This window comes from Campylobacter concisus (assembly GCF_902460575.1).
Lineage (GTDB): Bacteria > Campylobacterota > Campylobacteria > Campylobacterales > Campylobacteraceae > Campylobacter_A > Campylobacter_A concisus_AW.
The window spans coordinates 5,814-30,606 of record NZ_CABPUY010000001.1 but is presented as its reverse complement, the minus strand read 5'-3'; the positions used below and the strand labels follow the sequence as shown (position 1 = coordinate 30,606).

At 41.3% G+C, this 24,793-nt stretch carries 24 protein-coding genes; 1 reads left to right on the top strand and 23 read right to left on the bottom strand.

The window, feature by feature from the left end; all coding sequences use genetic code 11:
* Positions 1 to 36: 36 nt before the first annotated feature.
* The 8 genes from F3G76_RS00145 to mltG form a co-directional block, all read right to left on the bottom strand.
* A complete protein-coding gene (locus F3G76_RS00145; RefSeq protein WP_149705577.1) occupies positions 37 to 459 on the bottom strand; it encodes a heat-shock protein in 423 nt (140 codons plus the stop codon).
* 39 nt (positions 460 to 498) lie between these two features.
* Positions 499 to 1,050: a 2-oxoglutarate:acceptor oxidoreductase subunit OorC gene (locus F3G76_RS00140; protein WP_149705576.1), complete on the bottom strand. Its 552-nt coding sequence runs from the start codon at positions 1,048 to 1,050 to the stop codon at positions 499 to 501.
* A complete protein-coding gene (locus tag F3G76_RS00135) occupies positions 1,047 to 1,892 on the bottom strand; it encodes a 2-oxoglutarate ferredoxin oxidoreductase subunit beta (protein WP_149705575.1) in 846 nt (281 codons plus the stop codon). Before F3G76_RS00135 ends, F3G76_RS00140 begins: the two co-directional genes overlap by 4 nt.
* Positions 1,882 to 3,012 (bottom strand): 2-oxoglutarate synthase subunit alpha, encoded by a 1,131-nt coding sequence (locus F3G76_RS00130; RefSeq protein WP_149705574.1) that lies wholly within the window; start codon positions 3,010 to 3,012, stop codon positions 1,882 to 1,884. Before F3G76_RS00130 ends, F3G76_RS00135 begins: the two co-directional genes overlap by 11 nt.
* Positions 3,009 to 3,320, bottom strand: a complete 312-nt coding sequence (locus tag F3G76_RS00125) for a 4Fe-4S dicluster domain-containing protein (protein ID WP_009293870.1) — start codon at positions 3,318 to 3,320, stop codon at positions 3,009 to 3,011. Before F3G76_RS00125 ends, F3G76_RS00130 begins: the two co-directional genes overlap by 4 nt.
* Before the next feature lie 8 nt (positions 3,321 to 3,328).
* Entirely contained in the window at positions 3,329 to 4,222 is an 894-nt protein-coding gene (locus F3G76_RS00120) for a lactate/malate family dehydrogenase (RefSeq protein WP_103638575.1), read from the bottom strand.
* A 3-nt stretch (positions 4,223 to 4,225) separates the two neighbouring features.
* Entirely contained in the window at positions 4,226 to 6,400 is a 2,175-nt protein-coding gene (locus F3G76_RS00115) for an NADP-dependent isocitrate dehydrogenase (RefSeq protein ID WP_149705573.1), read from the bottom strand.
* 63 nt (positions 6,401 to 6,463) lie between these two features.
* Positions 6,464 to 7,408: an endolytic transglycosylase MltG gene (gene mltG, locus F3G76_RS00110; RefSeq protein WP_149705572.1), complete on the bottom strand. Its 945-nt coding sequence runs from the start codon at positions 7,406 to 7,408 to the stop codon at positions 6,464 to 6,466.
* 73 nt (positions 7,409 to 7,481) lie between these two features.
* Between mltG and F3G76_RS00105 the strand changes: the two genes are divergently transcribed.
* Positions 7,482 to 9,947 (top strand): YhdP family protein, encoded by a 2,466-nt coding sequence (locus tag F3G76_RS00105; RefSeq protein ID WP_149705571.1) that lies wholly within the window; start codon positions 7,482 to 7,484, stop codon positions 9,945 to 9,947.
* A 75-nt stretch (positions 9,948 to 10,022) separates the two neighbouring features.
* On the opposite strand, the gene F3G76_RS00100 is transcribed toward F3G76_RS00105, so the two are convergent.
* The 15 genes from F3G76_RS00100 to F3G76_RS00030 all read right to left on the bottom strand — a co-directional run bounded on the left by F3G76_RS00100 (position 10,023) and on the right by F3G76_RS00030 (position 24,742).
* Positions 10,023 to 10,439 carry a hypothetical protein gene (locus F3G76_RS00100; protein WP_223227386.1) on the bottom strand — a complete coding sequence of 139 codons (417 nt, stop codon included), beginning with the start codon at positions 10,437 to 10,439 and terminating at the stop codon, positions 10,023 to 10,025.
* Between the two features lie 199 nt (positions 10,440 to 10,638).
* Entirely contained in the window at positions 10,639 to 10,980 is a 342-nt protein-coding gene (hypA, locus tag F3G76_RS00095; protein WP_149705569.1) for a hydrogenase maturation nickel metallochaperone HypA, read from the bottom strand.
* The gene (gene hypE, locus F3G76_RS00090; protein ID WP_149705568.1) at positions 10,980 to 11,972 is read right to left on the bottom strand and encodes a hydrogenase expression/formation protein HypE; all 993 of its coding nucleotides are present in this window, start codon (positions 11,970 to 11,972) and stop codon (positions 10,980 to 10,982) included. Before hypE ends, hypA begins: the two co-directional genes overlap by 1 nt.
* Positions 11,973 to 11,980: 8 nt before the next feature.
* On the bottom strand, positions 11,981 to 13,069 hold the full coding sequence (gene hypD, locus F3G76_RS00085; protein ID WP_149705567.1) for a hydrogenase formation protein HypD: 1,089 nt from the start codon (positions 13,067 to 13,069) through the stop codon (positions 11,981 to 11,983).
* The gene (locus F3G76_RS00080) at positions 13,069 to 13,308 is read right to left on the bottom strand and encodes a HypC/HybG/HupF family hydrogenase formation chaperone (RefSeq protein ID WP_009293878.1); all 240 of its coding nucleotides are present in this window, start codon (positions 13,306 to 13,308) and stop codon (positions 13,069 to 13,071) included. Before F3G76_RS00080 ends, hypD begins: the two co-directional genes overlap by 1 nt.
* Positions 13,308 to 14,120, bottom strand: coding sequence for a hydrogenase nickel incorporation protein HypB (gene hypB / locus F3G76_RS00075; RefSeq protein WP_149705566.1), 813 nt, complete (start codon positions 14,118 to 14,120; stop codon positions 13,308 to 13,310). Before hypB ends, F3G76_RS00080 begins: the two co-directional genes overlap by 1 nt.
* A gap of 123 nt (positions 14,121 to 14,243) precedes the next feature.
* Complete coding sequence (locus tag F3G76_RS00070; RefSeq protein ID WP_149705565.1) at positions 14,244 to 14,876, bottom strand: GDYXXLXY domain-containing protein; 633 nt, start codon at positions 14,874 to 14,876, stop codon at positions 14,244 to 14,246.
* Entirely contained in the window at positions 14,873 to 16,135 is a 1,263-nt protein-coding gene (locus F3G76_RS00065; RefSeq protein ID WP_149705564.1) for a DUF2157 domain-containing protein, read from the bottom strand. The genes F3G76_RS00070 and F3G76_RS00065 overlap by 4 nt, the downstream gene beginning before the upstream one ends.
* A 364-nt stretch (positions 16,136 to 16,499) precedes the next feature.
* A complete protein-coding gene (nikR, locus tag F3G76_RS00060) occupies positions 16,500 to 16,913 on the bottom strand; it encodes a nickel-responsive transcriptional regulator NikR (RefSeq protein WP_009293882.1) in 414 nt (137 codons plus the stop codon).
* Between the two features lie 45 nt (positions 16,914 to 16,958).
* Complete coding sequence (gene hypF / locus F3G76_RS00055; protein WP_149705563.1) at positions 16,959 to 19,184, bottom strand: carbamoyltransferase HypF; 2,226 nt, start codon at positions 19,182 to 19,184, stop codon at positions 16,959 to 16,961.
* The gene (locus F3G76_RS00050; RefSeq protein WP_149705562.1) at positions 19,168 to 20,640 is read right to left on the bottom strand and encodes a hypothetical protein; all 1,473 of its coding nucleotides are present in this window, start codon (positions 20,638 to 20,640) and stop codon (positions 19,168 to 19,170) included. Before F3G76_RS00050 ends, hypF begins: the two co-directional genes overlap by 17 nt.
* The gene (locus F3G76_RS00045; RefSeq protein WP_021093168.1) at positions 20,637 to 21,179 is read right to left on the bottom strand and encodes a HyaD/HybD family hydrogenase maturation endopeptidase; all 543 of its coding nucleotides are present in this window, start codon (positions 21,177 to 21,179) and stop codon (positions 20,637 to 20,639) included. Before F3G76_RS00045 ends, F3G76_RS00050 begins: the two co-directional genes overlap by 4 nt.
* Positions 21,179 to 21,859 (bottom strand): Ni/Fe-hydrogenase, b-type cytochrome subunit, encoded by a 681-nt coding sequence (gene cybH / locus F3G76_RS00040; protein WP_149705561.1) that lies wholly within the window; start codon positions 21,857 to 21,859, stop codon positions 21,179 to 21,181. The genes F3G76_RS00045 and cybH overlap by 1 nt, the downstream gene beginning before the upstream one ends.
* Positions 21,860 to 21,868: 9 nt before the next feature.
* A complete protein-coding gene (locus tag F3G76_RS00035; RefSeq protein WP_103598963.1) occupies positions 21,869 to 23,587 on the bottom strand; it encodes a nickel-dependent hydrogenase large subunit in 1,719 nt (572 codons plus the stop codon).
* A gap of 9 nt (positions 23,588 to 23,596) precedes the next feature.
* Positions 23,597 to 24,742: a hydrogenase small subunit gene (locus F3G76_RS00030; protein ID WP_103632429.1), complete on the bottom strand. Its 1,146-nt coding sequence runs from the start codon at positions 24,740 to 24,742 to the stop codon at positions 23,597 to 23,599.
* Positions 24,743 to 24,793 lie beyond the last annotated feature (51 nt).

The following is a 24,793-nucleotide window of genomic DNA, read 5'->3' as shown; positions in this document are numbered from 1 at the left end:
TATCAAAAATCATATAAATTTGTAAATTTTTAATAGTTAGAAAATAAAATAATAGATAGCTCCATAATGTCTAACCAAGACAATGAAGCTTAAATTTATATCAAATATCTCAATGTCATCAAGTGATGGATACCAGATATCGCTAAAAAATTTAGAAAGGTCATCAAAATGCAAAATATCAATGCTCTCAAATTTATTAAAATTTATGCAAATTTCATTTGGCGTGGCGACGTTAAGTTCGTTAAAAAGAGCATTTAGATCAAAATTTTCTTCGTCCGCATTAAAGCCATCAAGCTTGTTAAATTTATCTATCTTAAAAAACTCATCTATATCATCTAGGCTAAATTTATGAAGTAAATTCTCTCTTATCTTTAAGCACTCACCAGCTGACAAGCTCCTAACGATCGGCATATGAAAGCCATATTCTTTGCGGAAATTTTCTAGTTTTATCTGATCCATTTTGGGAGGTTTTGGCTAAATTTAAATTTAGCCAAAAATTTATTTCAAAAGCTCTTTTGCGTATTTTAGCCCTAGCTCGTAAGCTTTTGCATTTGCATCTTTGACCTTAGCCGGCACGCTTGCTAGCATCTCTTCACGCACTAAATTTTCATCCATGCACCTACTCATCGCTACAGCCACACCAAGAGCCACGACGCTTTGAGTGATGACGTTTCCGACCTCGTCTTTTGCGATAGAGATGATAGGAATTTCATAAATTTTCCAGCGCTTTTTGTCTTCATCGCTTACTTTTACCAAATTTGGCTCAACAACGATCGCACCACCCTCTTTCACGCCGCTTTTAAAGGCGTTGTAGCTTACCTGCGCGGTGGCAAGCATAAAGTCTATCTCGCCCTCGTTTGCATAAGGGTATAAAATTTCTTGTTCATCAAGTATGATATCGACCTTCGTTGGGCCGCCACGCACCTGAGATGTGTAGGTAGATGCCTTCACACCGTATCCGCCTGCTTTTATCTTGGCAGCTGAGAGGATCTCGCCTGCTAGTATGACGCCCTGTCCGCCAACGCCGACAAATCTTAATTGTGACTTCATGCTAGCTCCTCAAAATTTATCGCTTCATTGCTCATTGCAGCCCTTCTTACCATGTCGTAAGCATTGGTGTATTCTATTTTTTCTTCATCTTTGTGAAGCACGCCAAGTGGGAAAATGCCCTTTTTCTCCTCGTCACTTAGCATGTCAAATTTGACCTTGCTAGTCGTGCGGCCTTTTATCCACTCTAAATTTTTCACCGCCTCGCCCATTTTATTTTTGCGGCCTAAATTTATGTGGCAGTTTGAAAATACATCAAAAAAGCTGTATCCATCGTGGCTAAATCCCTCTACAAAGAGCTTTGTAAGCTTCTCTGGCTCGATGACGCTACCACGCGCGACAAAACTAGCACCTGCGGCAGTTGCGAGCTTACAGGCGTCAAAGCTAGGATCGATGTTGCCATACTGCGCTGTGACCGTCCACATGCCCGTTGGCGTGGTTGGGCTGGTTTGCGAGTTGGTTAGCGCATAGATGAAGTTGTTGATTAAGATATGATTTAGCCCGATATTTCGGCGGCATCCGTGTATCGTGTGGTTGCCTCCGATCGCTAGTCCGTCGCCGTCGCCAGTTACTACGATGACGTGCTTGTCTGGATTTGCCATCTTTACGCCAGTGGCATATGCTACGGCTCTGCCGTGAGTCGTGTGGATGGTGTTGCAGTCAAGATATCCGCTAAAGCGCCCAGAGCAACCTATGCCTGAGACCACGCAAACGTCGTTCATATCCCAACCCATGGTGTCGATAGCGCGGATGAGCGCCTTTAGTATGACGCCGTCGCCACAGCCCCAGCACCAAAGAGTAGGCATTTTATCTGTTCGTAAATATTTATCATAATTAAAAGCCATAAATTTCTCCTATCTTCGCCTCGATCTCGCTTGGGCTTATCGGTCTGCCGTTTGCTTTTAGCAGTTTTGCAAAGTCATCTCTTAAGATGATCTTTGAAATTTCACCGCTATACTGGCCTAAATTTAGCTCACAGACCAAAATTTTCTTAAATTTATTTGATATCTCTTTTAGTTTTTTAGCTGGAGCTGGGAAAAGTGTGAGTGGCTTAAATAGCCCTACTTTTAGCCCTTTTTCACGTAAATTTAATATCGCTTGCTTGGCTGAGAGAGCCACACTACCAAAGGCGATGATGCAAATTTCAGCATCATCAAGCATAAACTCTTCAAATTTCTCGCACTCATCAATGTGTAAATTTATCTTGTTAAACAGCCTATTCATTGAGTATTCAACTATCTTGCCATCTTCTGTTGGAAAGCCAGTAGCGCCGTGATGAAGCCCGGTTATATGGTAGTGATAGCCTTTAAAGAAAGGATTTAGCGTAGCTGGCGCGTCTGGTGCAGCCTCGTATGGTTTATACTCTTTTGGCTCGCCACTAAATTCTTTTCTTTTATAAATTTCTAGCTCGCTGATTTCTGGCAGACGCACCCTTGCTTGCATGTGTCCTATCGTCTCATCAAGTAGCAGCATAACTGGCGTCATAAACCTAGCTGCGAGGTTAAATGCGCGAACTGTCTGCGTATAGCACTCCTCTAAGCTGCTAGGTGCTAGCACTATCATATTTACATCGCCGTGAGTTGGGTTTTTAGCCTGCAAGATATCGCCTTGCGCTACGCGAGTAGGCAGACCAGTTGAAGGGCCGCCGCGCATGACATTTACTATGACAAGCGGTATCTCAGCGATAAAGCCAAGGCCTATTTGCTCAGCCTTTAGCGAAATCCCAGGACCAGAACTTGCAGTCATCGCTTTAGCGCCACTCGCACTTGCGCCAAGTGCTACTGAAATTCCAGCTATCTCATCTTCCATTTGTATAAATGTGCCGCCATGTTTTGGTAAAAGCACGCTTAGCTCGTGGGCGATCTCGCTGCTTGGAGTGATAGGATATCCGCCAAAGAAGTTACAGCCACACTCGACCGCAGCCCTTGCTACTAGGGCATTTCCAGTTGATACTACCTCTCTCATGCGCTCTCTCCAAGTTTTGCAAATTTATTTGCCTTTACAGCTGCAGCTCGCTCTTTGCTCTCAGGCGTTAGCTTTGCAAATTTAAAGCCTTTATCAGCCACATAAATGGCAAAATCAGGACAGTGAAGCTCGCAGTCACGGCATCCTATGCATGAGTCAGCATAGACCACTTCTATCATCTTGCCAAGCACCGCCTTTGGCTCAAGCCTCATACCTAGCACGCCTGCTGGACAGTAGCTCACGCAGACATCACAGGCCTTACACCTGCTCTCATCTACCCAAACTGGGACATTTTCTTTTACGATCATATATCTTCCTACTCTAAGTTTTCTTTTAAAAATTTGATATTTTTTCTAATCTCAGCTTCGCTTTTGTTTAGTTGCTCTTGCTCATTTTCGTCTAAATTTAGCTCTAAAATTTCTTTTAAGCCATCACGTCCGAGCCTTACTAGCCTGCCACAACTTAGCTCATCGTCTATTAGCACGCTAGCGCTTATTATCTCATCGCTCTTGCCAACGATCATCTCGCACATCTTCACAGCTGCAGCCGCTGGCGCGTAGTAAGCTGAAGTGCCAAGCAGTTTAACGATCTTTGCACCGCCAGTGCTTGTCTCTTTTTTGAGAGCTTTTAGCTCATTTTCACTTAAATTTTCGCTTATATTGCTAGCTGATACGATCATCTCGTCATTGTGAGCGCCGACGATCTTTGCTCTTAGCTTGCTAGCGTCCTTATCTTTTAAAAGCGCTAGCTCATATCTGCACCTTGCGCTATCTAGCTCGCCAGCCATGCCGATCACTTTGTTTTTGCTAAAACCGCTAAATTTATGAGCCGTCCAAACCATCACATCAAGCGGATTTGTGACGACTATTATCACTGCATTTTTGGCAAATTCAGCTATCTTTTGCGCAGTTTGCTTTACGACAACGGCGTTTTTAAGTAGCAGATCTTCTCTAGTTTGACCCTCTTTTCTTGGGCTTCCAGCTGTGACTATGACGATGTCACTGCCCTCAATTAGCACAAAATCATCGCCGCCACAAACGCTAGTTTTAGCGTTAAAGACGCAGCTTGACTGCGCTAGGTCGATCGCCTTTGCGCGCGCCACGTCACCAAATATATCTACAAGCGCGATCTCATCGCAAAGCTCTCTCATGCAAAGCGCATAAGCTATGCTAGCACCGACGTTTCCAGCTCCAACTACACTTATTTTCATCTCTTATCCTATTATTTGATTTAAAATTTCACTTGGTCTCATGACCTCATTTGCTCTTGCTTCATCTAGCAGGTAGTATCCGCCAAATTCCACGCTTGCACCATCTTTTTCTCTAATCTGCTTTAAAATTTCACTCTCGTTTTTCTCTAGCTCGTCTGCTAAATTTTCAAAAATTTTGCTTAAAATTCCGCCATTTTTTGCCATCTCTCTTGCCCAAAAAAGTGCCAGATAAAAGTGTGACTCTCTTGTATCAAGAGTGGCATTTGGCGTTTTGTTTTCATCTAGATAGCTAGCAACCGCTCTATTTAGCGCGTCACTTAGCTCTTTTGCCTCTTTTTTTTGCCTAAAAAACGCTAGATGTTCAAGCGATGCACTAAGCGCCAAAAACTCGCCCAGACTATCCCAAAGCAGGTGATTTTTCTCCTTTAGCTCTTTTACAAGCGTCGGAGCCGTCCCACCAGCACCAGTCTCAAACATCGCTCCACCAGCAAGTAGTGGCACTACTGAGAGCATTTTTGAGCTGCCACCTAGCTCAAATATCGGGAAAAGATCGGTTAGATAGTCTCTTAAAACGTTGCCAGTGACACCTATGACGTCTTTGCCAGCTCTTATTGCCTCAAGCGATTTTTTAGTTGCTTGCTCGTAGTTTAAAATTTCAAATTTCACGCCAGCACTAGTAAATTTATCTCTAAATTTTTCAAATTTAGCTATCAAATTTCTATCATGAGCGCGGCTGCTATCTAGCCAAAATATAAGCTCATCTTTTGAAATTTCGCCTCTTTTTAAAGCAAGCTCAAACCACGCATTTATCGCATCTTCTTTGGCCTGCGTCATCCGAAAAATGTCGCCACTTTTAACGCTAAATTTAAAGACACTCTCGCCAGCTTCGTTACAAACAACAAATTCTCCGTCCTCTTTTGCGATGAAAGTCTTATCGTGACTGCCGTACTCCTCGGCCTTTTTAGCCATTAGCCCCACATTTGCCACGCTGCCAATGTTGCTCACATCAAGCGCGCCATGCTCTTTAAAGTCCGCCACGCAGGCCTCATAAACTCTAGCGTAGGTCCTATCTGGGATCATGCAAAGTGAGAAATTTAGCTCGCCGTCCTTATCTTTTACCTTGCCAGAGTTTCTAATGAGCGCAGGCACGGAGGCGTCAATGATGACGTCATTTGGCACGTCAAAGTTGCTGGCACTTTCATTTAGTGCCCAAATTTTTGCCTTTTTACTCAAAATTTCATCAAATTTAGCCAAAATTTCATCTTTATTTTTAAGAGTTGAAATTTTAGCAAACATATCTTTTAAGCCATTTTTTGCCTCAACACCGTGAGCCTTAAACTCATCACCAAATAGCTCAAAAACCTCATTAAAATAGCTCTTTATCGCATGCGCAAAGATGACTGGGTCGCTAACCTTCATCATCGTGCATTTTAGATGAAGACTAAGGGTCAAATTCTCTTTTAACGCAGCCTCAAAGCAGCTTTCATAAAATTTATCAAGCTCTTCAACGCTTAAAAATGTAGCATCTACGATCTCACCACTTTGAACGGCAAGCTCTTTTAAAAGCTCTTTTTTGCCATCACTGCTAATAAAATTTATATAAAATTTCTCATCTTTTTCTGCGATGATTGAGTGCTCATTTTCATAAAAATCGCCCTTTTGCATGTAGCAAATTTTAGTTTTATTTGCCTTGTCCCAGTTACCGTTGCTATGTGGGTGCTTTTTGGCAAATTCTTTAACTGGTGGTAAGACTCTTCTGTCTGAGTTTCCTTGTCTTAGCACTGGATTTACCGCGCTTCCTAGCACTTTTTGGTATTTTTTAGCGACCTCTTCGTCGTAGTCTGTGATGATCTCGTCTGGATAAAATGGCACATTTATCCCCTTGCTTCTAAGCTCCTCAATCGCCGCTTTTAGCTGAACGAGCGTGGCTGAGATGTTTGGCAGTTTTATGATATTTGCCTCTTTGTGTGCGGTCAGTTCGCCCAAAATCTCGAGCTCATCGGCCTTGTTTAGCCCAAGCTCTTTGCTAAAAATAGATAAAATTCGTCCAGCCAAGCTGATATCAGCCCTTGTTATGCTAATGCCAGCGCGGGATAAAAAGCTCTTTACGATAGGAAAGAGAGAGTAGCTTGCAAAAAGCGGTGCTTCGTCGGTTTTAGTCCAGATAATGTCACTCATTTTAGCCCTTTTGATTTTTTAAAATTTATCACGTTTTTTATTAAAGCTAGTTGTATTTTAGCCCTATTTTGCGATATTTTGATTGTGCTCGCTTAAGGTTTTTGAAAAAATGTGTTTTTTCGACTTTTTATCAAGCACAAAGTATAGATAATCGCTCTTTGCAGGGTTTATCGCCGCTTTTATCGCACTTATCGAGACGCAGCAGACTGGACTTGGCGGTATGCCGTCATTTAGATAGGTGTTAAACTCGCTCATGTCGCTTCTTATGCGTTCAGCCGTGATCACATCGTGCGAGTAGATGCCATAATTTAGCGTGCCATCCATCTGCAGCCTCATGCCCTTATCTAGGCGGTTGTAGATGACTGAGGCGACAAGTGGCATCTCAGCGTCGTTTGCGGCCTCTTTTTGGATGATTGAAGCGATGGTTAAAATTTTAAACCACTTTTTCTCGTTGTATTCGCCAAAAATTTTCCTGCTGATCTCGCTTTGCGCCTTTTTGGATGAATTTACAAGGTAATAAGCTAGGTGCCTCTCGCTGATGCCAACTGGGATCTTATAAGTATTTGGCATCAAAAAGCCGTCGCTCACTGGCGCAAGTGCGTTATACTCGCTATTTAGTTTAACTGCGTCAAGCCCAAGCTGGGCTGCTATCTGGTTTAAAAAAACGATCGTAGTCTCACCTGGAATGAGCGTGATCTCGGTCATCGCTGCCTTTGCTTTGGCAAGTTTTTTTAAAAAATCAATCCTTGAAATTTTATCTTTGCCTATCTCGATCCAGCCTGACTGAGGCGAGCCGATGAAGCGCATGGCATACTTGTCGATCGCACTTAAGTTAAAGTTGCGATTAGCTAAATAAGATATAATTTCGCCCACACTTCCCTTTGGCACAAAGACGACCTTGCTCGTGTTTATGGGGCGTGCCAAATAGACAAATACGCTTAGGACAACGATGAGTACGATATCAAAGAAAATATCCAGATACGGCTTTTTTATAAAATTTTTTATCATTTTGATTCTTTCGCTTCTTTTGCTTTTAAAATACGGCATAAAAATTAACGATTTCGAGTTTTACGGCGTAAAATTGGAGCAATTATATATAAAGTTAGATAAAAAAATAATTGTAAGAGCAAAGCAGATCAAGCTACCTAAATTTAAACAAAACGCAGAGCAAAAAGCCAGCGACAAGCAGCTTTTAAACCTTAGCCAGGGTGTGGATTATCTTGACACATTTTTTCAAGAAATTTCGCTTGAGAGCGTGCAAATCGGCGATGATTTTAAGATCAAAATTTTATTTTTAGATGATATATTTTTCGTCGATAGCCCTTATCTAAACATCGATATCAAATTTCAAAACGAGCAACAAAATGGTGTCGATCACTTCATAGTAAGAAATTTGAGCCTTAAAGATTTTAATGTAAGCATCAGTGGCGAAGGCAGTGCAAATTTTGACAATGATGATTATAAATTTGATGGAAATTTCACCTCGCACGAGCTAAATGGCAAGCTTAGCTTTGCCCTAAAAGATACACTTTTAACCTACAAAGCCTATGACGTAAATGCTGGCAGTATCAAGGACTTCATCGATGAGCTTGATAGTCGCATACACCTAAACAGCGAGGTTAAAAACTGGATATATGGCTACATCGTGGCTGATGACTACCACCTAAACGAGATAAACGGCAAGGCTGATCTAGCCAAAAACGACTTTTATCTAAACGACCTAAATGCGACCGCCTATGCTAAAAATTTACTAGTTAAATTTGAAAAAGACCTGCCCGCTGTAAATGTCGCTGAGGCAAACATCACGCTTAATAACTCAAAGCTTAAATTTGACCTTACAGCGCCTGTTTATAAAGGCAAAAAGCTTGATGGCTCAAACGTCGCGATAAATAATATCTTTGATGAAAAGAGTGCAAATTTAGAGCTATTTATAAAGACAAATTCTATTTACGATGAGGCGATAAATGAGATACTAAGAGCTTATAAGATCATCGTGCCAGTAAGGCAGCTAAGCGGCAAAATGGACGCTAGCTTAAAAATTTTGATAAAGCTTGATGAGAAGAGCTTAGAAAATTTTGATGAAAAAAGCGTTATCGCAAATGGCGATTTTAAGATAAATGATGCGGTTTTAGATATCGCTGGGAGTAAATTTAACGCTAAAAGCGCCCTTGTAAAGCTCATAAATACTTCTGTGCTAAACATCGATGCAAGCGGCTTTGGGCTTGATTTTTTCAGAGCAAATGCGAAAGCAGATATAAATTTACAAAAAAGTACTGGCGAGATAAAAGGCGTCATAGAAAGCTTTGATCTAAAAGAGAAAAGTGATGAAATTTTAGCCTTTAAAAATGAGCCATTTACCGCACTTCTTGACTTTAGTAAGCCAAGTGAGACCACGCTTAGCATTGAGCCTTTTGGGATAAATTTAAGCTTTGGCGATGAGAGCGTGATAGCTACGAAAAATAGCAACTTCATCATGCAAAACTCCCCAGTTTTAAAGCAAAACGGCGTGCTTGGCTTTGAAGATGTGAGCATAAAAAGCAAGGACTTTGTTAATCTTGAAATTTTGGCAAGAGGGCTTAAATTTGACATGCCGTTTTTGGATAAAAATGGCTCAAAATATGATAGTGACGACTTTTTGATCACGGTCTCAAAGGCTGGCGTAAAAGTGCAAAGTGCGAGCAAAAAACTCGCTTTAAGCATCGCCGAAAAAGGCATAGAAGCTAAGAGCAACGACCTAAATTTGCTTGTGCTTGATGACAACAGCACAAAAGAGCAAAGCACGCCACTTGAGCTCTTTGCAAAAAATGGCGACATCATCTTGCAAGACCTTAACAAAACATTGCCATTTACCAGCTTTAGCGCCGAGAAAAAGGGCAAAAGCATCTCACTAAATGGACTGGCAAAGCAAGGCAGAGTTGGATATTTTAGCGATGAGAAAAGCATAAATTTAGACGCAACTGATATAAGTGGCGAATTTATCAACGATCTTTTTAGTATCAAGAGCTTTGAGGGCGGTAAATTTCGCCTAAAAATGCTTGGAGAGAGCTCGAAAAATTTCAAGGCTGAGGTGAGATTTTTTGGCACCTATCTAAAAGACTACATCTTTTATCAAAAGTTACTAAGCTTCCTAAACTCGGTACCGTCGCTTCTTAGCTTTAAAACGCCTGACTTTAACGACAAGGGCTACACTGTCAAAAACGGCAAAATTTTACTTACAAGAAAGGGCGACTTGATCGAGTTTTTAGCGATTGAGATGATAGGCACGAGCGCAGATATCGGCGGACGCGGCACGATCGATCTAAAGAGTAAAAAGATAAACATCGACCTTGAGCTAAAGATACTAAAAGACGCAAGCGGTATCATCGACAAGATCCCACTTATCAACCAAATCATCCTCGGAAAAGACCGCTCGCTCTCAACCGTCATAGCCATACGTGGCACGACTGAAAAGCCCGAGTATTCGACGCAGATACTGCAAGACGCTGTGCTCTCACCACTAAAGATAATAAGAAACGTCCTGCAAGCTCCGTTTTTGATATTTGAGTAAAAAGTGTTAAGCGTAAAATAATTATTGTTTAGTATAATTGCGGCGAAGTTCACGGCGGAGCTTATTATCCGCCACTCATTCTAAGTATCTTGCCAGATCCTCATCAAAACAGAACAACGCATCATTAATAAAATCTTCTAACATTTGTGGATCAGTGCCTACTAAAGTTTTACCAACACGAGTTGAAATTCTCGGCGTTTGATCGTCATTTAGCTTATAAAGATTTTCAAAATGAAATGCTCGGTTTCGAATTTTAACAGCAAGGTCATATAAAATCTTTACTTTTTGATAGTTTAAAAGTTTATTTTTGCGGTTAAATTTAGAATACTTTTTAAAATCAAACTTATCAAGATTGACGATATCATTGTGGATTTTGGCTTCATCGATGTTTTTTGCCCAAAATCCAAAAGTTTGCTTTGAGACAAAGAGATCATCTAGCTCAAAGTAGCTATTAAAAGAGCTTAAAATATCTACCTTGTTGTCATTATCCACCAAGACCTTAAAAGCTAAATTTCTCGTAGTTATTTCCAAAATACCAAGTTTTGGAGCTAATGCCTGTACTAGCAAAAAGTTCTTTTTATGCTCTTGCTCGTTTTTATAGCTCTTTAGGCGTTTGATTGAGAAAAATTTAACACTATCCATAAAAAATCAATAAATTCATAAAATTTTACGTATTATAATGCGTAAAATTTTACTTCATCTCAAGGCGCATCAGATACATATCTTCGCCGTCAGTCACCTTTAAATTTTGACTTTTGCACTTTGGGCAGGTGAAGTCATTTTCGCTAAGCTCCCCGCCAAATCCACAATCCAAACACTCTACAACAATGCCTTGCAGATTTATCACAAGCTCGGCGTTTTCGCAGATCGTGCCAGCCTTATAAACATCAAAGGCACTCTCTAAATAATGAGGCTCGACGCCGCTTAAACGGCCAACTTTTATCTCGATCTTGCTTATCTCTTTGGCGTTTTCTTTGGAGGCATTTTTCTCGCAAAGGCTAACTAAATTTTGAACGATACTAAGCTCGTGCATTAGCAGATCCTTGGTAGTAGCTCACCCTTTGGCGGCTCGAGAAATCTTCTTGATTTATAGGCGTTTTCGATGATGACGCGCTCGTTTTTTGCCTCCATTACCTTGCCAATTATCATCGCGTTTTTATCAAATTCTCTTAAAATTTTAAGTGCCTCTTCAGCCTGGCTCTCATCGACAGCCATCACAAAAGTGCCCTCATTTGCAAGCTCATAAGGCTCAAATCCAAACAACTCACAAACGCCCATCACTTCGTCTGCGACCTTGACATTTTCTTCAAAAACTAAGATGTCAAATTTGCTAAATTTAGCCCACTCATTTAGCACCGCACTTAGCCCGCCCCTAGTCGCATCACGCATAGTCTGCGGCTTTATGCCAGCACTAAATAGCCTTAATGCAACCTCTTTTAGGCTCTTGCAGTCACTTTTTAGATCAAGTCCAAGCTCAAATTCCTCTCTTGCTGCTAGCACCACGCCACCGTGTCTGCCAACATCTCCAGAGATTAAGATTTTTGCCCCTGCTTTTAAATTTTTAAGCTCCACGCCTTCGCAAACTATCTCGCCGATGCCTGCTGTGTTTATGAAAATTTTATCGCATTTGCCCTTTGGCACGACCTTTGTATCGCCACAAACTACGCTCACGCCGCTATCTTTACAAGTTTTTGCAAGCGAGCCAAGCACACGCTCGAGCTCCTCTATGCTAAGCCCCTCTTCGATGATGAGCGAGCAGCTTAGGTATTTTGCGCTTGCTCCAACCATCGCAAGGTCGTTTATCGTGCCACAAGCCGCGATCTTGCCGATGTCGCCGCCATTAAAAAAAATGGGAGTTACCACAAAGCTATCGGAGCTAAATGCGATCTTGCCGTTTAAATTTAGTATCGCTGAGTCGTTGCTCTGCCTTAAAATTTCATTATCAAAAATTTTAAATATCGTCTCGTTTATAAGCGAGTTCATCTCCTCGCCGCCGCCGCCGTGGCTTAGCATTATCTTTTTCATTAAATTCCTTAACCAACTCTTGCGTATTTAAAATATGCCGCACAAGCGCCCTCGCTTGAGACCATGCACGATCCTAGCGGGTTTTGCGGGTTACAGACCTTGCCAAAGACCTTGCAGTCAGTCGGCTTTGCTAGCCCTCTTAAAATTTGCCCACAAATGCAAGCCTTGCTCTCGCCAGCGCTCTCTACGCTGCAGTCAAACTGCACTCTAGCGTCAAGATAGGCAAACTCATCTTTTAGCTTCATGCCGCTTTGCGCTATCTCGCCAAGGCCTCTCCAGACAAAGTCGCACGGCTCAAAGTACTTTGCTATGAGCTCTTTTGCCTTGACGTTGCCCTCTTCTTTGACCGCCCTTGCATACTCGTTATAGACTTCATAAGTGCCTGCGTTTTGCTGACGGACTAAATTTAGCACACTTGCCATGATATCAAGCGGTTCAAAACCACTAATGGCGATTGGTCTTTTAAATTCGCTCGCTAACTCTTTGTAAATTTTACTTCCAGTGATCACGCTCACGTGGCTTGGACCCAAAAATGCGTCTATCCTTACGTTTTCATTGCTCATTATAGCTCTAACTGGCGCTGGGACGGTTACGTGATTTATGTGAAAGTATAAATTTTTAATGCCCTCTTGCACCACTTTTTCAACCAAATTTGCGCTCATCGGAGTCGTCGTCTCAAAGCCAATGGCAAAAAATATGACCTTTTTGTCTGGATTTTGCTTAGCGATATTTAGCGCATCAAGTGGCGTGTAAAGTGCCCTTATATCGTGTCCCTCGCCGCGAAGCTTTTGCAAGCTTGTCTTTGAGCCAGGCACTCTTAGCATATCAGCTAGCGTGCAAAAGATCACATTATCCATGCTGGCAAGCTTACAGGCCTCGTCTATGCGGCTCTTTGGCATCACGCAGACTGGACAGCCTGGGCCATGGACGAAATTTATATGCTCTCCAACCAAGCTTGGCAGTGCAAATTTCATAATGCTATGCGTGTGGCCACCGCAAATTTCCATGATATTTAGCGGTTTTACGCTCTCTTTTTGTATCAGTTTTGAAAGGGCTAGGATTAAGTTTTTATCACGAAAGTCATTGATAAGATCCATCAAATTTTCCCCGCGTCCATATCTTCAGCGATCTTTTGATAGACCTCCAAGCTCTCCAGCGCAAACTGCGTATCGATCTTTTGCATAGCGTATCCTACGTGGATTAGCACATATTCGCCAACTTTTACCTCTTCAGAGATGAGATCTAGGCTTACCTTTCTAGTAACGCCCAAAGTCTCAACGGTAGCAACGTTGTTTTCATCTATTTCTATTACTTTTGAAGGGATCGAGAGGCACATTATCTTAGCTCTTTTTTAAATTCCAAATAACTTATCCACTTATCGATGCCCTCGCCTGTTTTGCTATCTACCACAAAGATATCGACCTTTGGATTTAGCTTTCTAGCGTCGTTTTTCACGCGCTCGATGTCAAAGTCAAAGTGCGGCGCAAGCGAAGCTTTTGTGATTAAAAGCACGTCAGCAGCCCTAAACATCACTGGATATTTACTCACCTTATCATCACCCTCTGGCACTGAAAGAAGCACAGCGTTAAAGTGTGAGCCAACGTCGTAGCTTGCAGGACAGACTAAATTTCCAACATTTTCTATAAAAACTAGATCAAGCTCATTTAGTGGCAGGTGATGAAGCCCCTCATGTACCATAAAAGCGTCCAAGTGGCAGGTCTGACCTGTGCTTATCTGATGAGCTTTTGCACCAGCTTTTACTATGCGGTCGGCATCTTGATTTGTTTCAAGATCACCCTCGACAACGCCTATTTTAAATTTACCAGCCTTTATCGTAGCCTCCAAAAGCGTAGTCTTACCAGCGCCTGGGCTACTCATCAAATTTACACAAAGTATCTTTTTCTCATCAAGATGCGCTCTGTTGTGAGCGGCTTCTTTGTCGTTTTCAGATAGAATTTTCTCTATAATGTCTATGGTTTTGCTCTCGTTTAGCACAGGGTGCGCGTGAGCCTCGTGACTATGCTCGTGAGCGTCATGAGCGTGATCTGTATGCCCATCGTGAGTGTGTGGGTGTGAGTGAGTGGTGCCGTCAGCATGAGTGTGAGTGTGGGCGTGATTTCCCATTGAACAACCGCAGTCTTTACACATTTTCTTATCCTTTTTTATTAATTTTTAGAGATTTTAACGCTTAAATTTAAAAATAAAATTAAAATTTAAGGGCATTTTATGCAAATGAGATAAATTAGCCCGTTTTTTAATTACCCTTTAAATTTACCTTTGATCTTGCAAGCGAATGTTTTTATCTAGCTCTTCAATGCTCTCGTTATCATCTGTGTAGCCATTTTCATCAAAATTTTCATCGCTATTTCTTTTTTTGCCATTTGGTGTGGTGATGAGATCTTTTAGTCTTGCCCTGCCATCATCCATCACCATCAAAACAGCAACAGCATCAACATCTTGATCCAACATCTCTTGCTCGGTTTGCTGTGCCTTTTTAGTTGGCATATAAAACTCTTCGATGCCATATTTTACAAATGAATATCCATCAAATTTACCAGCTAGAAAAAGAGCATCTTTTGGCTTAGTAAAGCTAAATTTATCAAAAGCGTAAGTGGCATTAGCGTCTTGCCTTAAAATGGCGTAAATTTCATCATTTTTTGTGAAATTTCTATCATATATATATATCTCAACGCCAGTTTTTTCATCAAATTTAGACTGCTGCAGATTTGAAAAGTCATAGCTCAGGCTCACGTAGTTTCCGCGAAAGAGATCCCTTGGATCATAAAGATTTACCCTCACTTTTATCTCTTTTCCAAGATAAAGTGGCATGAGTGCGTATGCGAGCATCGCAATTATTAGTAAAATTTGAAAAATTATGGCTAGTATTAGTGATCTTATCTTCATTTTTTGCCTCCTTTTTTAGCAGCAACTGCGAGCACGACGAAGGCAAAGATGATAAATAGCGCCGTAGCCCCTAAATAATCGCCTATTAGCTCAAAGTATCTAACCACCGCAACTAAGAATATCATGCATAGTCCAAGTGCAAGCTCGCCATTTTTGATAAGCACGGCTGCAACGATGATGTTTGCTAGCGAGAAGAAGATATTTGCATATCCCACACCCAGACTAAAGACAAATGGCAACGCAAAGAGTATCAAGCCAAGAAACAAGCCACTTTTGTTTTTCTCTTTGAAAAATAGCGCAATGCTAGCGATGCTAAATACGGCAAAAACCTTGCCAAAGCTACTATAAAAAAATGCTTTTGCAAACCAAAATTTATCTTCTTCTAGCTCGTAGATGTCGCCATTTGCATAAGCTATCAGGCAAACGATTAAGATGACGATGCCAAGATATTTGCCAAAGCCTTTTACAAGGTGCGCTAGCCTATCTCTAAAGCCAGCTAACGTGCTAAAGAGCGCGACAAGTAAAAGCGCGTATGAGAGCGATAAAGTAGCAGCCATTGGTGCCCTAAACATAAGATCATAGCCATAAAATTCGTTAAACCCACTGATCCTAGCGCAAAGCGAAACGATGTAGAAAAATATATCCGCTAAAAGCACAATCGCAAGAAATGCCGAGTCACTTTTATAAAGCATGTAGGCGCCAAGGGCTATAAAGACGACAAATTCATAAGCAAACTCGCCGCCCGTGCCCTTTAAAACAAACCAGATCGTCGCAAAAACAAGGCTTTGAGCCACTAGCAGACCCTTTTTGCTAGCAAAAGAGAGAGCCATCGCTCCAACGCTCCAGAGCAAAACTCCACCGCTTGGCTCGTCGCTAATATTATAAATTTGAGCGATAAGCGCTATGGCAGCTCCGTAGCAGAAATTTCCCACAAAGAGCGTGGCTGTGCCAAGCTTATCTTTGCCTTTTTTGAGATAATAAACTCCGCCAAAATTTAAAAGAGCAAGCACACCAAAGATGATGACAAGGCGCCCCATCCTTGGTATCTCCTCCCAGTAAGCTCCAACAAGGGTAAAAAATGCCAGCGCGAAAAAGAGATAAGCAACCAACTTTAAGATAAAGCTAGTCTTTTCGCTATGAGCGTTTAGATCTATATCATATAAATTTGCTATTTTTAAAGCGGTGGCCTTATCGATCACATCCTCTTTTTGCCAGCGATCTAGCTCTTTGGCTAGAAAATTTCTATTGTAAAAATTCATCTTTCATTCTCTTTAAATGACATTTTTTGTGGCTAATGATAGCATACAAGCGCCAAAAATGCCAGAACAAAAATAAAGCAAAAAAAAAGGGGGAGAAATTTAAAAAGCTAAAAAACTTGGGCGGGCTTTTGCAAATTTAGCTTTAGCCAAAGCCCAAGTAAAAAGAAACGGTCATCAAACTTTCGCCACAAAAAAGATATCAGGCAAGCAAGAAATAGCAAAACCCGCTATCAATTTGCAAAAATGGATCACAAAAACTGCTAAAAACTACCAAAAAGACAAAATAAGACAAGCTCTGCAGCCAAGAGAGCGCTGCTAGCTATTTACAAAAAACCTAAATTTAAGAGCCAAAAAAGCTTTTAGCTTAAAATTTAGGCACAGCGGCCTTTGTAAGTTTAGAAAACTTAACACCCTTTAAGCCAGCAATCCTGTCAGCAAAGCGCTCTATCTTGCTAGCCTCACCTCTTATCGAGATCGTTTCTAAGCAGTTGTGGTGATCGACATGAACGTGATTTGTGCAGATGATCTTCACATCAGAGTCATGTTCGATATCCATTTTTTTATTCACCAAATCGTTGTGATGATGCACATAAATGAGCGTCAAAACCCCAATCAACTCCTCGTTAGCGTCCTTCCAGCTGTCGCTTACGATCTTTTCACGGATCAAATCCCTTGTAAATTCACTCCTAGAAGCGTAGCCTTGTTCGCTAACTTTTCTATCTAGTTCGTCTAGTAATTGACTAGGCAAAGAAACACTAAAACGTATAACACTATCCATTTTTTGCTCCTTTCTCGTTTGATTACCGTTTATAATCATTATACATCACTTATTAGAAAATGTGGATAAATAATAATAAATTTGCCCTAAATTTACGTTAGAATCGTTACTGCAAAATTTCTTATTGATATAAAATTTCAAATTTGCTTTAGTAAATTTTTTGTAAATAAGCTCAAGCAAAGTCTTATTTTGAAAAACTCCACCACTTAGCAAAATCTCTTTTTTCTCACTTTTAGAAATTTCAAAAATAATATCAGCCATGCCATTTATAAATGCCGTTGCAGCCACTCTTGGCTTATCTTTTAAAGCACTTTTAAAGGCCTCTTTAAAGCCGATAACTCCGTCATTTAGACTAAATTTGTAACACGCATCTAAATTTTTATCATAAAGTGCCTCAAGCCTCATGCCACTCTCGCCCTCGTAGCTTGAGCTAAAAATGCCACATATTATCGCACCAAATGCGTCAAATATCCTACCAACAGAGCTAGTTTTTACTAAATTTAGCCCCTTTTGCTCCATCATCTTGAAATTTTTAAGCACCTTTTCATCAAAATTTACTAAAAATTTATGCCCCTCGTCTTCAAGCTGATACTTCAAAATAATAGAATAAGCGATGAGATAGATATTTTTTATGCTATTTTCGCCGCCAAATAAGCTAAATTCATCAAAGTGATAAACTCTCTCGTAACTCTTTTTATCAACCCTAAAGACCTCGCCACCCCAAATTTTGCCATCTTCTCCGTATCCAGTGCCGTCAAAACAAAAGCCAAGATACTCTTTGTCTGGCAAATCATTTTCAAAGATCACACTTAGCAAATGCGCGTAGTGGTGCTGCAGATGAACTAGCTCAAAGCTCTGCTCTTTTGCCCATTTTGTATTTAAAAAATTTGGATGCAGGTCGGCTATGACCTTGTCTATTTTTAGATCATAAGTCGTTTCAAAAAGGGTGAAAATGTCCTTAAACCTATCAAAAGTCGCCACGTTTTTTAGATCGCCGATATATGGACTAACCATCAAAAGTCCATCTTTGTAGATACAAAATGAGCTTTTTAGCTCCGCTCCAAGGGCTAAAAATGTCCCTTTTTGCTTAAAATTTGTATGGATGAAATTTGGATTTAGCCCACGACTTGTTCTTGTAAAAATCACTTCATCACCAACGCAAAATGCGATACTATCGTCACTTGGTGAGTAAATTTCTCGGTCGTGATCAAGATAAAAGTCTATGACGTCGCCTAGTTTTTCCCTTAGCTCGCTCTCGTCTTTTATAACGACTTCGCCTGAGATGTTTGCGCTAGTTGCGATGATGTCGTGTTCTAAGTGGTCAAAAAGCAAAAGATGTATGCCACTAAATGCAAGCATAACGCCAAGCTTATTTAAATTTGGAGCTACGCTTTTTGCGATATTTGAGCCATTTTTTGCTTCAAGCAAGACGATCGGCTTTAAATTTGAAGTAAGAAGCTTCGCCTCCGCATCTGAAATCTCAGCTATTTTTCTAGCGTTTTGTAAATTTTTACTCATCAGCGCAAATGGCTTACTTGGGCGATGTTTTCTAGCTCTTAGCTCGCAAACTGCGGCTTCATTTGTCACGTCGCAAACCAGATGAAAGCCACCAAGCCCCTTAATGGCTAAAATTTTGCCCTCGTTTATGAGCCTAGCCGCCTCTTTTGCCGCTTCGTTCCCACTAGCCAAGACTTTGCCAAATTTATCTTTTAGATATAGTTTTGGTCCGCAGTTTGGGCAAGAGATCGGCTCTGCGTGGTAGCGGCGATTAAGCGGATCTTTGTATTCGCTCTCGCAAAATTTACACATCTTAAACTCGCTCATCGTCGTATTTACCCTGTCATAAGGCAAGGCTTTTATGATGGAAAATCTCGGTCCGCAGTTGGTGCAGTTTATAAATGGATATTTGTAGCGTGGATTTGTGGGGTCATAAAACTCGCGCAAGCAGTCATCACAAAGTGCGTAATCAGGCAAGATAGGCGCTTGCTTGGCAGCACTCTTTGAGGCGATGATCTCGAGCTTTTCATAAATTTTATCTATCTTAAATTTATGCAGTTCATCGATCCTGGCAAGGGCTGGCAGCTTCTCATAAAGCTCTTTTTCAAAAGCCAAAAAACTAGCCTCTTCGCCGCTAAAATTTAGCTTCACACCCTCATCATCATTGTAAATTTCGCCAACTAGGGCAAATTTATGTGCCAAAGTATAGACAAAAGGTCTAAAACCAACGCCTTGAACTAAGCCCTTGATCTCATATCTAAAGCTTGATCTCAATGCCAAATCCGGGGTCAAAATTTGTTTTTATATTTGGGTTTAGGTGCTTTTTTATCAAGTTGCTAACTGCCTTATTGTAAAATAAATCCCCGCTTAAAGTAACATTTTTGATCATAAATTTATCTCGTCTTTCATAGCTAAAATCGCTCAAAAAATGCGCCAAAGACTCGGTGCAACCAAAGCTGATGTTCTTCTCTCCAGCGCCAGCAAGGATAAATGAAATAATACTTTTTACAAACTTAACCCCGTCTAAACCAAAGTCATCTTTCATTTTATAATCGATCCTAACGCCTTTTTGCCCGCTAAAATCAGCTGCCATATGAAGCAAATTCTCCCCTGCTTTTTTAAAGTCACTGCTTGTGCCAAGCAAGCGTCCTGCTATGCAAAATAGTGAGAAAAAGCTAGCGTTTGAGCTAAATTTACCACTTGGCAAGGCGCGCTCTTTACTGAAGTTTTTAAGTAATCTTTCGCCGCCCTCCTCGGCCCTTATGAGCTCATAAATTTCTTCAAAGCTACTAAATTTTGGTAAAAATAAAAGCTGCGTTTTGCTTGATTTTGAAAGCAGGCAAATTTCATCGTCGCTAAATTTGCTAAATTTAAGCCCCAAAGCCACCTCACCAAAATAACTAAGCTCAAATTTCTCATCTTTTGCATAAAAAAATGGGCTTAAAAGTGCGCTGTTTTCAAGCAAAGCAAGCCTTGAAAGGGCGCTTTTTTGCTCCTTTACAAAAACGCTTAAAAAACTAAAGCCCTCTTTATTTAGCTGTTCGCAAAGGGCGTAAAGAAAAAGGTCATTTGGCGCCATCACGTCAAAAAATAGCGGTGCGCCCTCGTGATTTTGCCTATAAATAGCTGTCGTCTTTAGTGCCAAAAGTGGCTTTTCAAAGCTAGCAAGTGCGATCTGTGCCCTATCACCAGCTATAAAAATTTTAGGTAGCTGTTTTAAATTTGTAGGTATCAAGAAATTTGCATCAAAATTTACCCCAAGAGAAATTTCATATAAATTTTCATCTTGCTCTACGCAAACGCTCTTATCATTTTTTAATAAATTTAGGCAGGTTTTTAGCTTTTCATTAAAATTATCAAGCGTTATCTCGCCATCAAATTTACTCAAAGCAAGCACGTCACTTTCATTTAAAATAGCCTTGCCATTAGCCAAAAATGCCGCCGCTTGAGATGGGCTAAGCGTGCCAAATTTTACATCTTTAATCTCACCTGCCACGTCAAGCTCATCTGCTATATCGACCTCGCTATGTTTTATAAAAAGGCTATAAGGCAAGATGGCGCTAGCTCTGTCCGCTAGAGCGCTAAGCTCTTCGTTTGAGCCACTTACCTTTAGGCAAATTTGATCATCTTTGCAGCTTATAGAGTACTTAAGATCTTTTGCTAATGAGCTTAAAAATGGTGCCAAAAAGGCTGGATTTTTAAAGCAGTCAAATTTAAAAGCAAGTATCATTTTAAACCTTTTTTGGCGTAGTCATCGAGGGTGTCATTTAGAGTGAAATTTGCCACCTTTTCGCACTTAAAATCAAGCTCTTTTAAGTGTTCAAGTAGCGTTTTTTCTAGGATATTAGAAGCTTTTATCACTTCATCTGAGAGGCTAAAATTTGATGACTCTATGCGGCTAGGCACGATGCCTAAGATTTTGGTTGTCGGCCTGTCGCCTGCAAGCTCCATTAGATGAAGTGTTTGAAGCATCTCGATCTCGTGAGCCGAGCCGTCCCAGCTGATAAAATTTGGTACGTTTAGAAAGTCGAAAAAATAAACATCGCCCACGCTTGCGCCATTTGCGCTAATGCAATCAACGACGATAAGATAGTCAAATTCGCTTATGATGTGAGTTAGAGCGAGGGCTAAAGTGCCCCCGTCCATTAGAGTAAGCTCGTTTTTAGAGCTTGTAAATTTATAGTTTTTAGCCATCAAATTTACAAAATGAACACCTATGCCCTCATCAGCAAACATAACGTTGCCGATGCCAAGAACTAGCACTCTCATCAGTGTTCTTTTACAAATTTATAGCCACTAACGATGGCGTCCATCGCTCCATTTTTGCCTTTAACGGCGTTAAATATCGCCATATAAACGTGAATAGGCACAAATATCATGATGATCCACATGCAAATTCTATGTATCGTTCTAACATTTGCTAGTCCGCCCATAAGCTCTTCAAAGTATCTCGCTGGCTCGTAGATCGCTCCGCCAAGTCCATTGTGATAAACGTGAGCGTAAAGCACTAGGCCAGTTAGGCAAATGAGCGCCAAGATGACGTAAAAGAAAAAGTATGAGGCAAACTGCAATGGGTTATAAACGCCCCTTAAATGCGGGTGCGGTCCCATAAAGATGTAATACTTTATCTGCGCTATCCAAACCTTTGGACTTAAAAAGTCAAGCACGCTCATCCACTCTTTTTTGCTGTGTTTATCAAAGATAAATAGATAGAATTTAAAGATAAATACCGCTATTAGCACAAAGCCAGCGACCTGGTGCGCCAAACGCCACTTTGCTTGCATGAAATTTGTAGGCTCGCTTGTGATCTCTGGACTCATAAAGACATAAGAGATGTAGTAGCCGCTCACAATCAAAAGCGTGATAGCTATAAATCTAATCCAGTGTGTCAGCCTAACGCCGATGGAGAATTCGTATTCGCTGATCCTGTCAGGATTTTTATGTGACATCTTTTCTCCTTACAAATTTGGATTTATCTTATAAGTACTCAAATCATTTCCCTTCGTGTCCATAACATGCACGGCACACGCGATGCAAGGGTCGTAAGAGTGAATTTTTCGTATTATCTCAAGTGGTTTTGAAAGATCAGCGATCTTCATACCAACTAAGCACGCCTCGTAGCTGCCCATTTGACCTTTGGCATCTTTTGGAGAGGCGTTCCAAGTGCTTGGCACGACTGCTTGCCAGTTTGAGATGACGCCATCTTTTATGCGGCACCAGTGGCTTAGCGCGCCTCTTGGGGCATTGCCTTTGAAGTGACCTTTATACTCTTTGCTATTATCTATGACATATTTTGTGCAGGTCTCTTGATCTGTCTTTAAATTTTCGATCAAGGCATTAAATGCGTCCATCGTGTGCTCTGCGACCACTTTTGCTTCAAGCATACGAGCAGCGGTTCTGCCTAGAGTTGAAAAGACTGCACTTAGTGGCAAGCCACTTTTTGCTAAAAACTCATCGACTACTTTTTTAACTCTCTCGTTGCCTTTAGCGTAGTTTATGACGATGCTTGCGATCGGTCCTACTTGCATAGGCATGCCATCATACCTTGGCGCTTTGATCCAGCTATATTTGCCCTTTGTGTCAAAAAGCTTGCTATGAGCTAGCTTACCCTCGCCGTCTATACTCTCGCCATCGACAAGGCCAGTGTAGTTTGCCTCAGTTTCACCGTCATAAGGGTGAAGTGCTTTGTCATTTTTATACCAAGCTCTTGTCGCCTCTTCTGTGATCTTGTCTTCGTCTATGTCATAGACCTTGCTAAGATCGCCATTTAAGATGATGCCACCTTTAAATAGATGGTCATTTTTACCGATCAAAAACTCATCGTAGCAAAATAAATTTGATACACCAACATCGTTTAGAACGCTTGGCTCGTTTGCATAAGCCTTAGCCGCCATCAAAATATCTGGATAGTAAGCTCTATCTACAAATTCTTTGATCTCAGCAAATTTACTCATATATTCGCCCATTCTAGCTGGATCCATAAGGTCCATCACACAGGTCACACCGCCAACTGTTAGGCTTTGTGGGTGTGGGTTTTTCGCGCCAAAGATAGCCATCATCTGAGCTGCTGTTCTTTGAATTCTTAAGCACTCTAAGTAGTGTGAGAGGACGATTAAATTTTGCTCTGGAGTAAATTTATATGTGCTATGTCCCCAGTATGCGTTGGCAAATGGTCCAAGGTTGCCCTTTTTAACAAAGGCTTCAACCCTCTCTTTTACCTCTTTTAGCTTGTCAGCTCCCGTTGCAAATGGCGTGCTTGTGTATTTAAACGCCTCTTCGCTAGCTTTATGCACATCTGCGCTTAGTGCAGAGACGACGTCCGCCCAGTCCATGCCGTGAAGCTGATAAAAGTGCACGATGTGATCGTGAAGATATAAAGCTGCATTCATGAGCGTTCTAGTTAGCTCTGCATTTAGCGGAGGCTTGATACCAAGGGCATTTTCAACTGCGACTATGCCTGCTCGGTAGTGTGAGTATGTGCAAACGCCACAAATTCTTTGCATGAAAAAGCCAGCATCTCTTGGGTCTCTGTTTTTTACTATCTGCTCTAAGCCCCTCCAAAGAGTTGAGCCAGAGTAAGCCTCTTTTACAACGTTGTTTTCATCGACTACGACTTCTATTCTTAAGTGCCCTTCGATACGTGTTATAGGGTCTATTACTATTCTTTTTTCACTCATTTTTTCGCCTTATTCTTTATCTTTACTCATACAAGCTAGTGCAGCGTGAGCCGCTATGCCAATACCAGCAAGTGCTAAAATTCCAATGCCTATTTTATCACTTACATTATCAGCGCCAAGTCCCAAAACAGTGTCAAATAGCCTATCAGCCATCGGCTCTTCAAATGGCCCCATCGTATCCCAGAAGTCTGGCTCCGAGCAGCCTATACAGCCGTGACCTGCCTGAACTGGCCATGATGTGTGCTGATTAAATCTCTCGCGTGAGCAGTTATTAAATGTATATGGACCTTTACAGCCTACTTTATATAAGCAGTAGCCATTTTTTGCGCCCTCGTCGCCAAAGCTTTGGACAAACTCGCCTGCGTCAAAGTGGCCACGTCTCTCGCAAAGATCGTGAATTCTTAAGCCATAAGCCCATTTTGGTCTGTTATAAACATCAAGTGCAGGCAAGGTGCCAAATAGCAAGTAGTGAAGCACGTTGCCAACGATGTTTTTCTCGCTTGGAGGACAGCCTGGCACGTTTATGACTGGCTTATCAGTCACCTTTGAAAGACCGACTGAATTTGTTGGATTTGGCTTAGCTGCTTGGATACCGCCAAAGCTAGAACAGGTGCCAATAGCAAAGATAGCAGCTGCGTTAGCAGAGGCATTTACAGCGTGAGTTTTGCCGCTTGTGCCATGAGGTCCGACTGTTAAAAAGTGTTCAGTTGCTCCAGTTGGGACGCCACCCTCAACTAGCAGGATATATCTGCCCTTATATTTTTCTATCGCATGCTCTAAATTTTCTTCAGCCTGCCAGCCAGCAGCTGCCATGATAGTTTCGTGGTATTCAAGGCTTATGTAGTCAAATATAAGGCTATCTATGCTTGGAGCGTCAGTTCTTAGCAAGCCCTCGCTACAGCCAGTGCATTCTGCCATATGAAGCCATATCACTGGGAGCCTATCGCTTAGCTCAGCAGCGCGAGCAACCATCGGCGTCATCGCACTTGGCAATGCCATAAAAGCTGTCATCGCACCAGCCCACTTCATAAAATCACGCCTAGTAAAGCCCTTATCTTTTAAAAGCTGCGCAATACTAGTGTCATTTTTCATCTTAGGCAATGCACTAAGTTCGCTTAAGCGTCTATCTATCTTTTGACGCAAGTCATTATTCATATAAGCTCCTTCGTTAGAAATTTGTTTTATATGTATAGTATCTTTGTTTTA

Excerpts from the sequence above, each read along its gene's own strand:
- F3G76_RS00145 (WP_149705577.1), bottom strand. The coding sequence starts at position 459 with ATGGATCAGATAAAACTAGAAAATTTCCGCAAAGAATATGGCTTTCAT.
- F3G76_RS00140 (WP_149705576.1), bottom strand. The coding sequence starts at position 1,050 with ATGAAGTCACAATTAAGATTTGTCGGCGTTGGCGGACAGGGCGTCATA.
- F3G76_RS00135 (WP_149705575.1), bottom strand. The coding sequence starts at position 1,892 with ATGGCTTTTAATTATGATAAATATTTACGAACAGATAAAATGCCTACT.
- F3G76_RS00130 (WP_149705574.1), bottom strand. The coding sequence starts at position 3,012 with ATGAGAGAGGTAGTATCAACTGGAAATGCCCTAGTAGCAAGGGCTGCG.
- F3G76_RS00125 (WP_009293870.1), bottom strand. The coding sequence starts at position 3,320 with ATGATCGTAAAAGAAAATGTCCCAGTTTGGGTAGATGAGAGCAGGTGT.
- F3G76_RS00120 (WP_103638575.1), bottom strand. The coding sequence starts at position 4,222 with ATGAAAATAAGTGTAGTTGGAGCTGGAAACGTCGGTGCTAGCATAGCT.
- F3G76_RS00115 (WP_149705573.1), bottom strand. The coding sequence starts at position 6,400 with ATGAGTGACATTATCTGGACTAAAACCGACGAAGCACCGCTTTTTGCA.
- mltG (WP_149705572.1), bottom strand. The coding sequence starts at position 7,408 with ATGATAAAAAATTTTATAAAAAAGCCGTATCTGGATATTTTCTTTGAT.
- hypA (WP_149705569.1), bottom strand. The coding sequence starts at position 10,980 with ATGCACGAGCTTAGTATCGTTCAAAATTTAGTTAGCCTTTGCGAGAAA.
- hypE (WP_149705568.1), bottom strand. The coding sequence starts at position 11,972 with ATGAAAAAGATAATGCTAAGCCACGGCGGCGGCGGCGAGGAGATGAAC.
- hypD (WP_149705567.1), bottom strand. The coding sequence starts at position 13,069 with ATGGATCTTATCAATGACTTTCGTGATAAAAACTTAATCCTAGCCCTT.
- F3G76_RS00080 (WP_009293878.1), bottom strand. The coding sequence starts at position 13,308 with ATGTGCCTCTCGATCCCTTCAAAAGTAATAGAAATAGATGAAAACAAC.
- hypB (WP_149705566.1), bottom strand. The coding sequence starts at position 14,120 with ATGTGTAAAGACTGCGGTTGTTCAATGGGAAATCACGCCCACACTCAC.
- F3G76_RS00070 (WP_149705565.1), bottom strand. The coding sequence starts at position 14,876 with ATGAAGATAAGATCACTAATACTAGCCATAATTTTTCAAATTTTACTA.
- F3G76_RS00065 (WP_149705564.1), bottom strand. The coding sequence starts at position 16,135 with ATGAATTTTTACAATAGAAATTTTCTAGCCAAAGAGCTAGATCGCTGG.
- nikR (WP_009293882.1), bottom strand. The coding sequence starts at position 16,913 with ATGGATAGTGTTATACGTTTTAGTGTTTCTTTGCCTAGTCAATTACTA.
- F3G76_RS00050 (WP_149705562.1), bottom strand. The coding sequence starts at position 20,640 with ATGATACTTGCTTTTAAATTTGACTGCTTTAAAAATCCAGCCTTTTTG.
- F3G76_RS00045 (WP_021093168.1), bottom strand. The coding sequence starts at position 21,179 with ATGAGAGTGCTAGTTCTTGGCATCGGCAACGTTATGTTTGCTGATGAG.
- cybH (WP_149705561.1), bottom strand. The coding sequence starts at position 21,859 with ATGTCACATAAAAATCCTGACAGGATCAGCGAATACGAATTCTCCATC.
- F3G76_RS00035 (WP_103598963.1), bottom strand. The coding sequence starts at position 23,587 with ATGAGTGAAAAAAGAATAGTAATAGACCCTATAACACGTATCGAAGGG.
- F3G76_RS00030 (WP_103632429.1), bottom strand. The coding sequence starts at position 24,742 with ATGAATAATGACTTGCGTCAAAAGATAGATAGACGCTTAAGCGAACTT.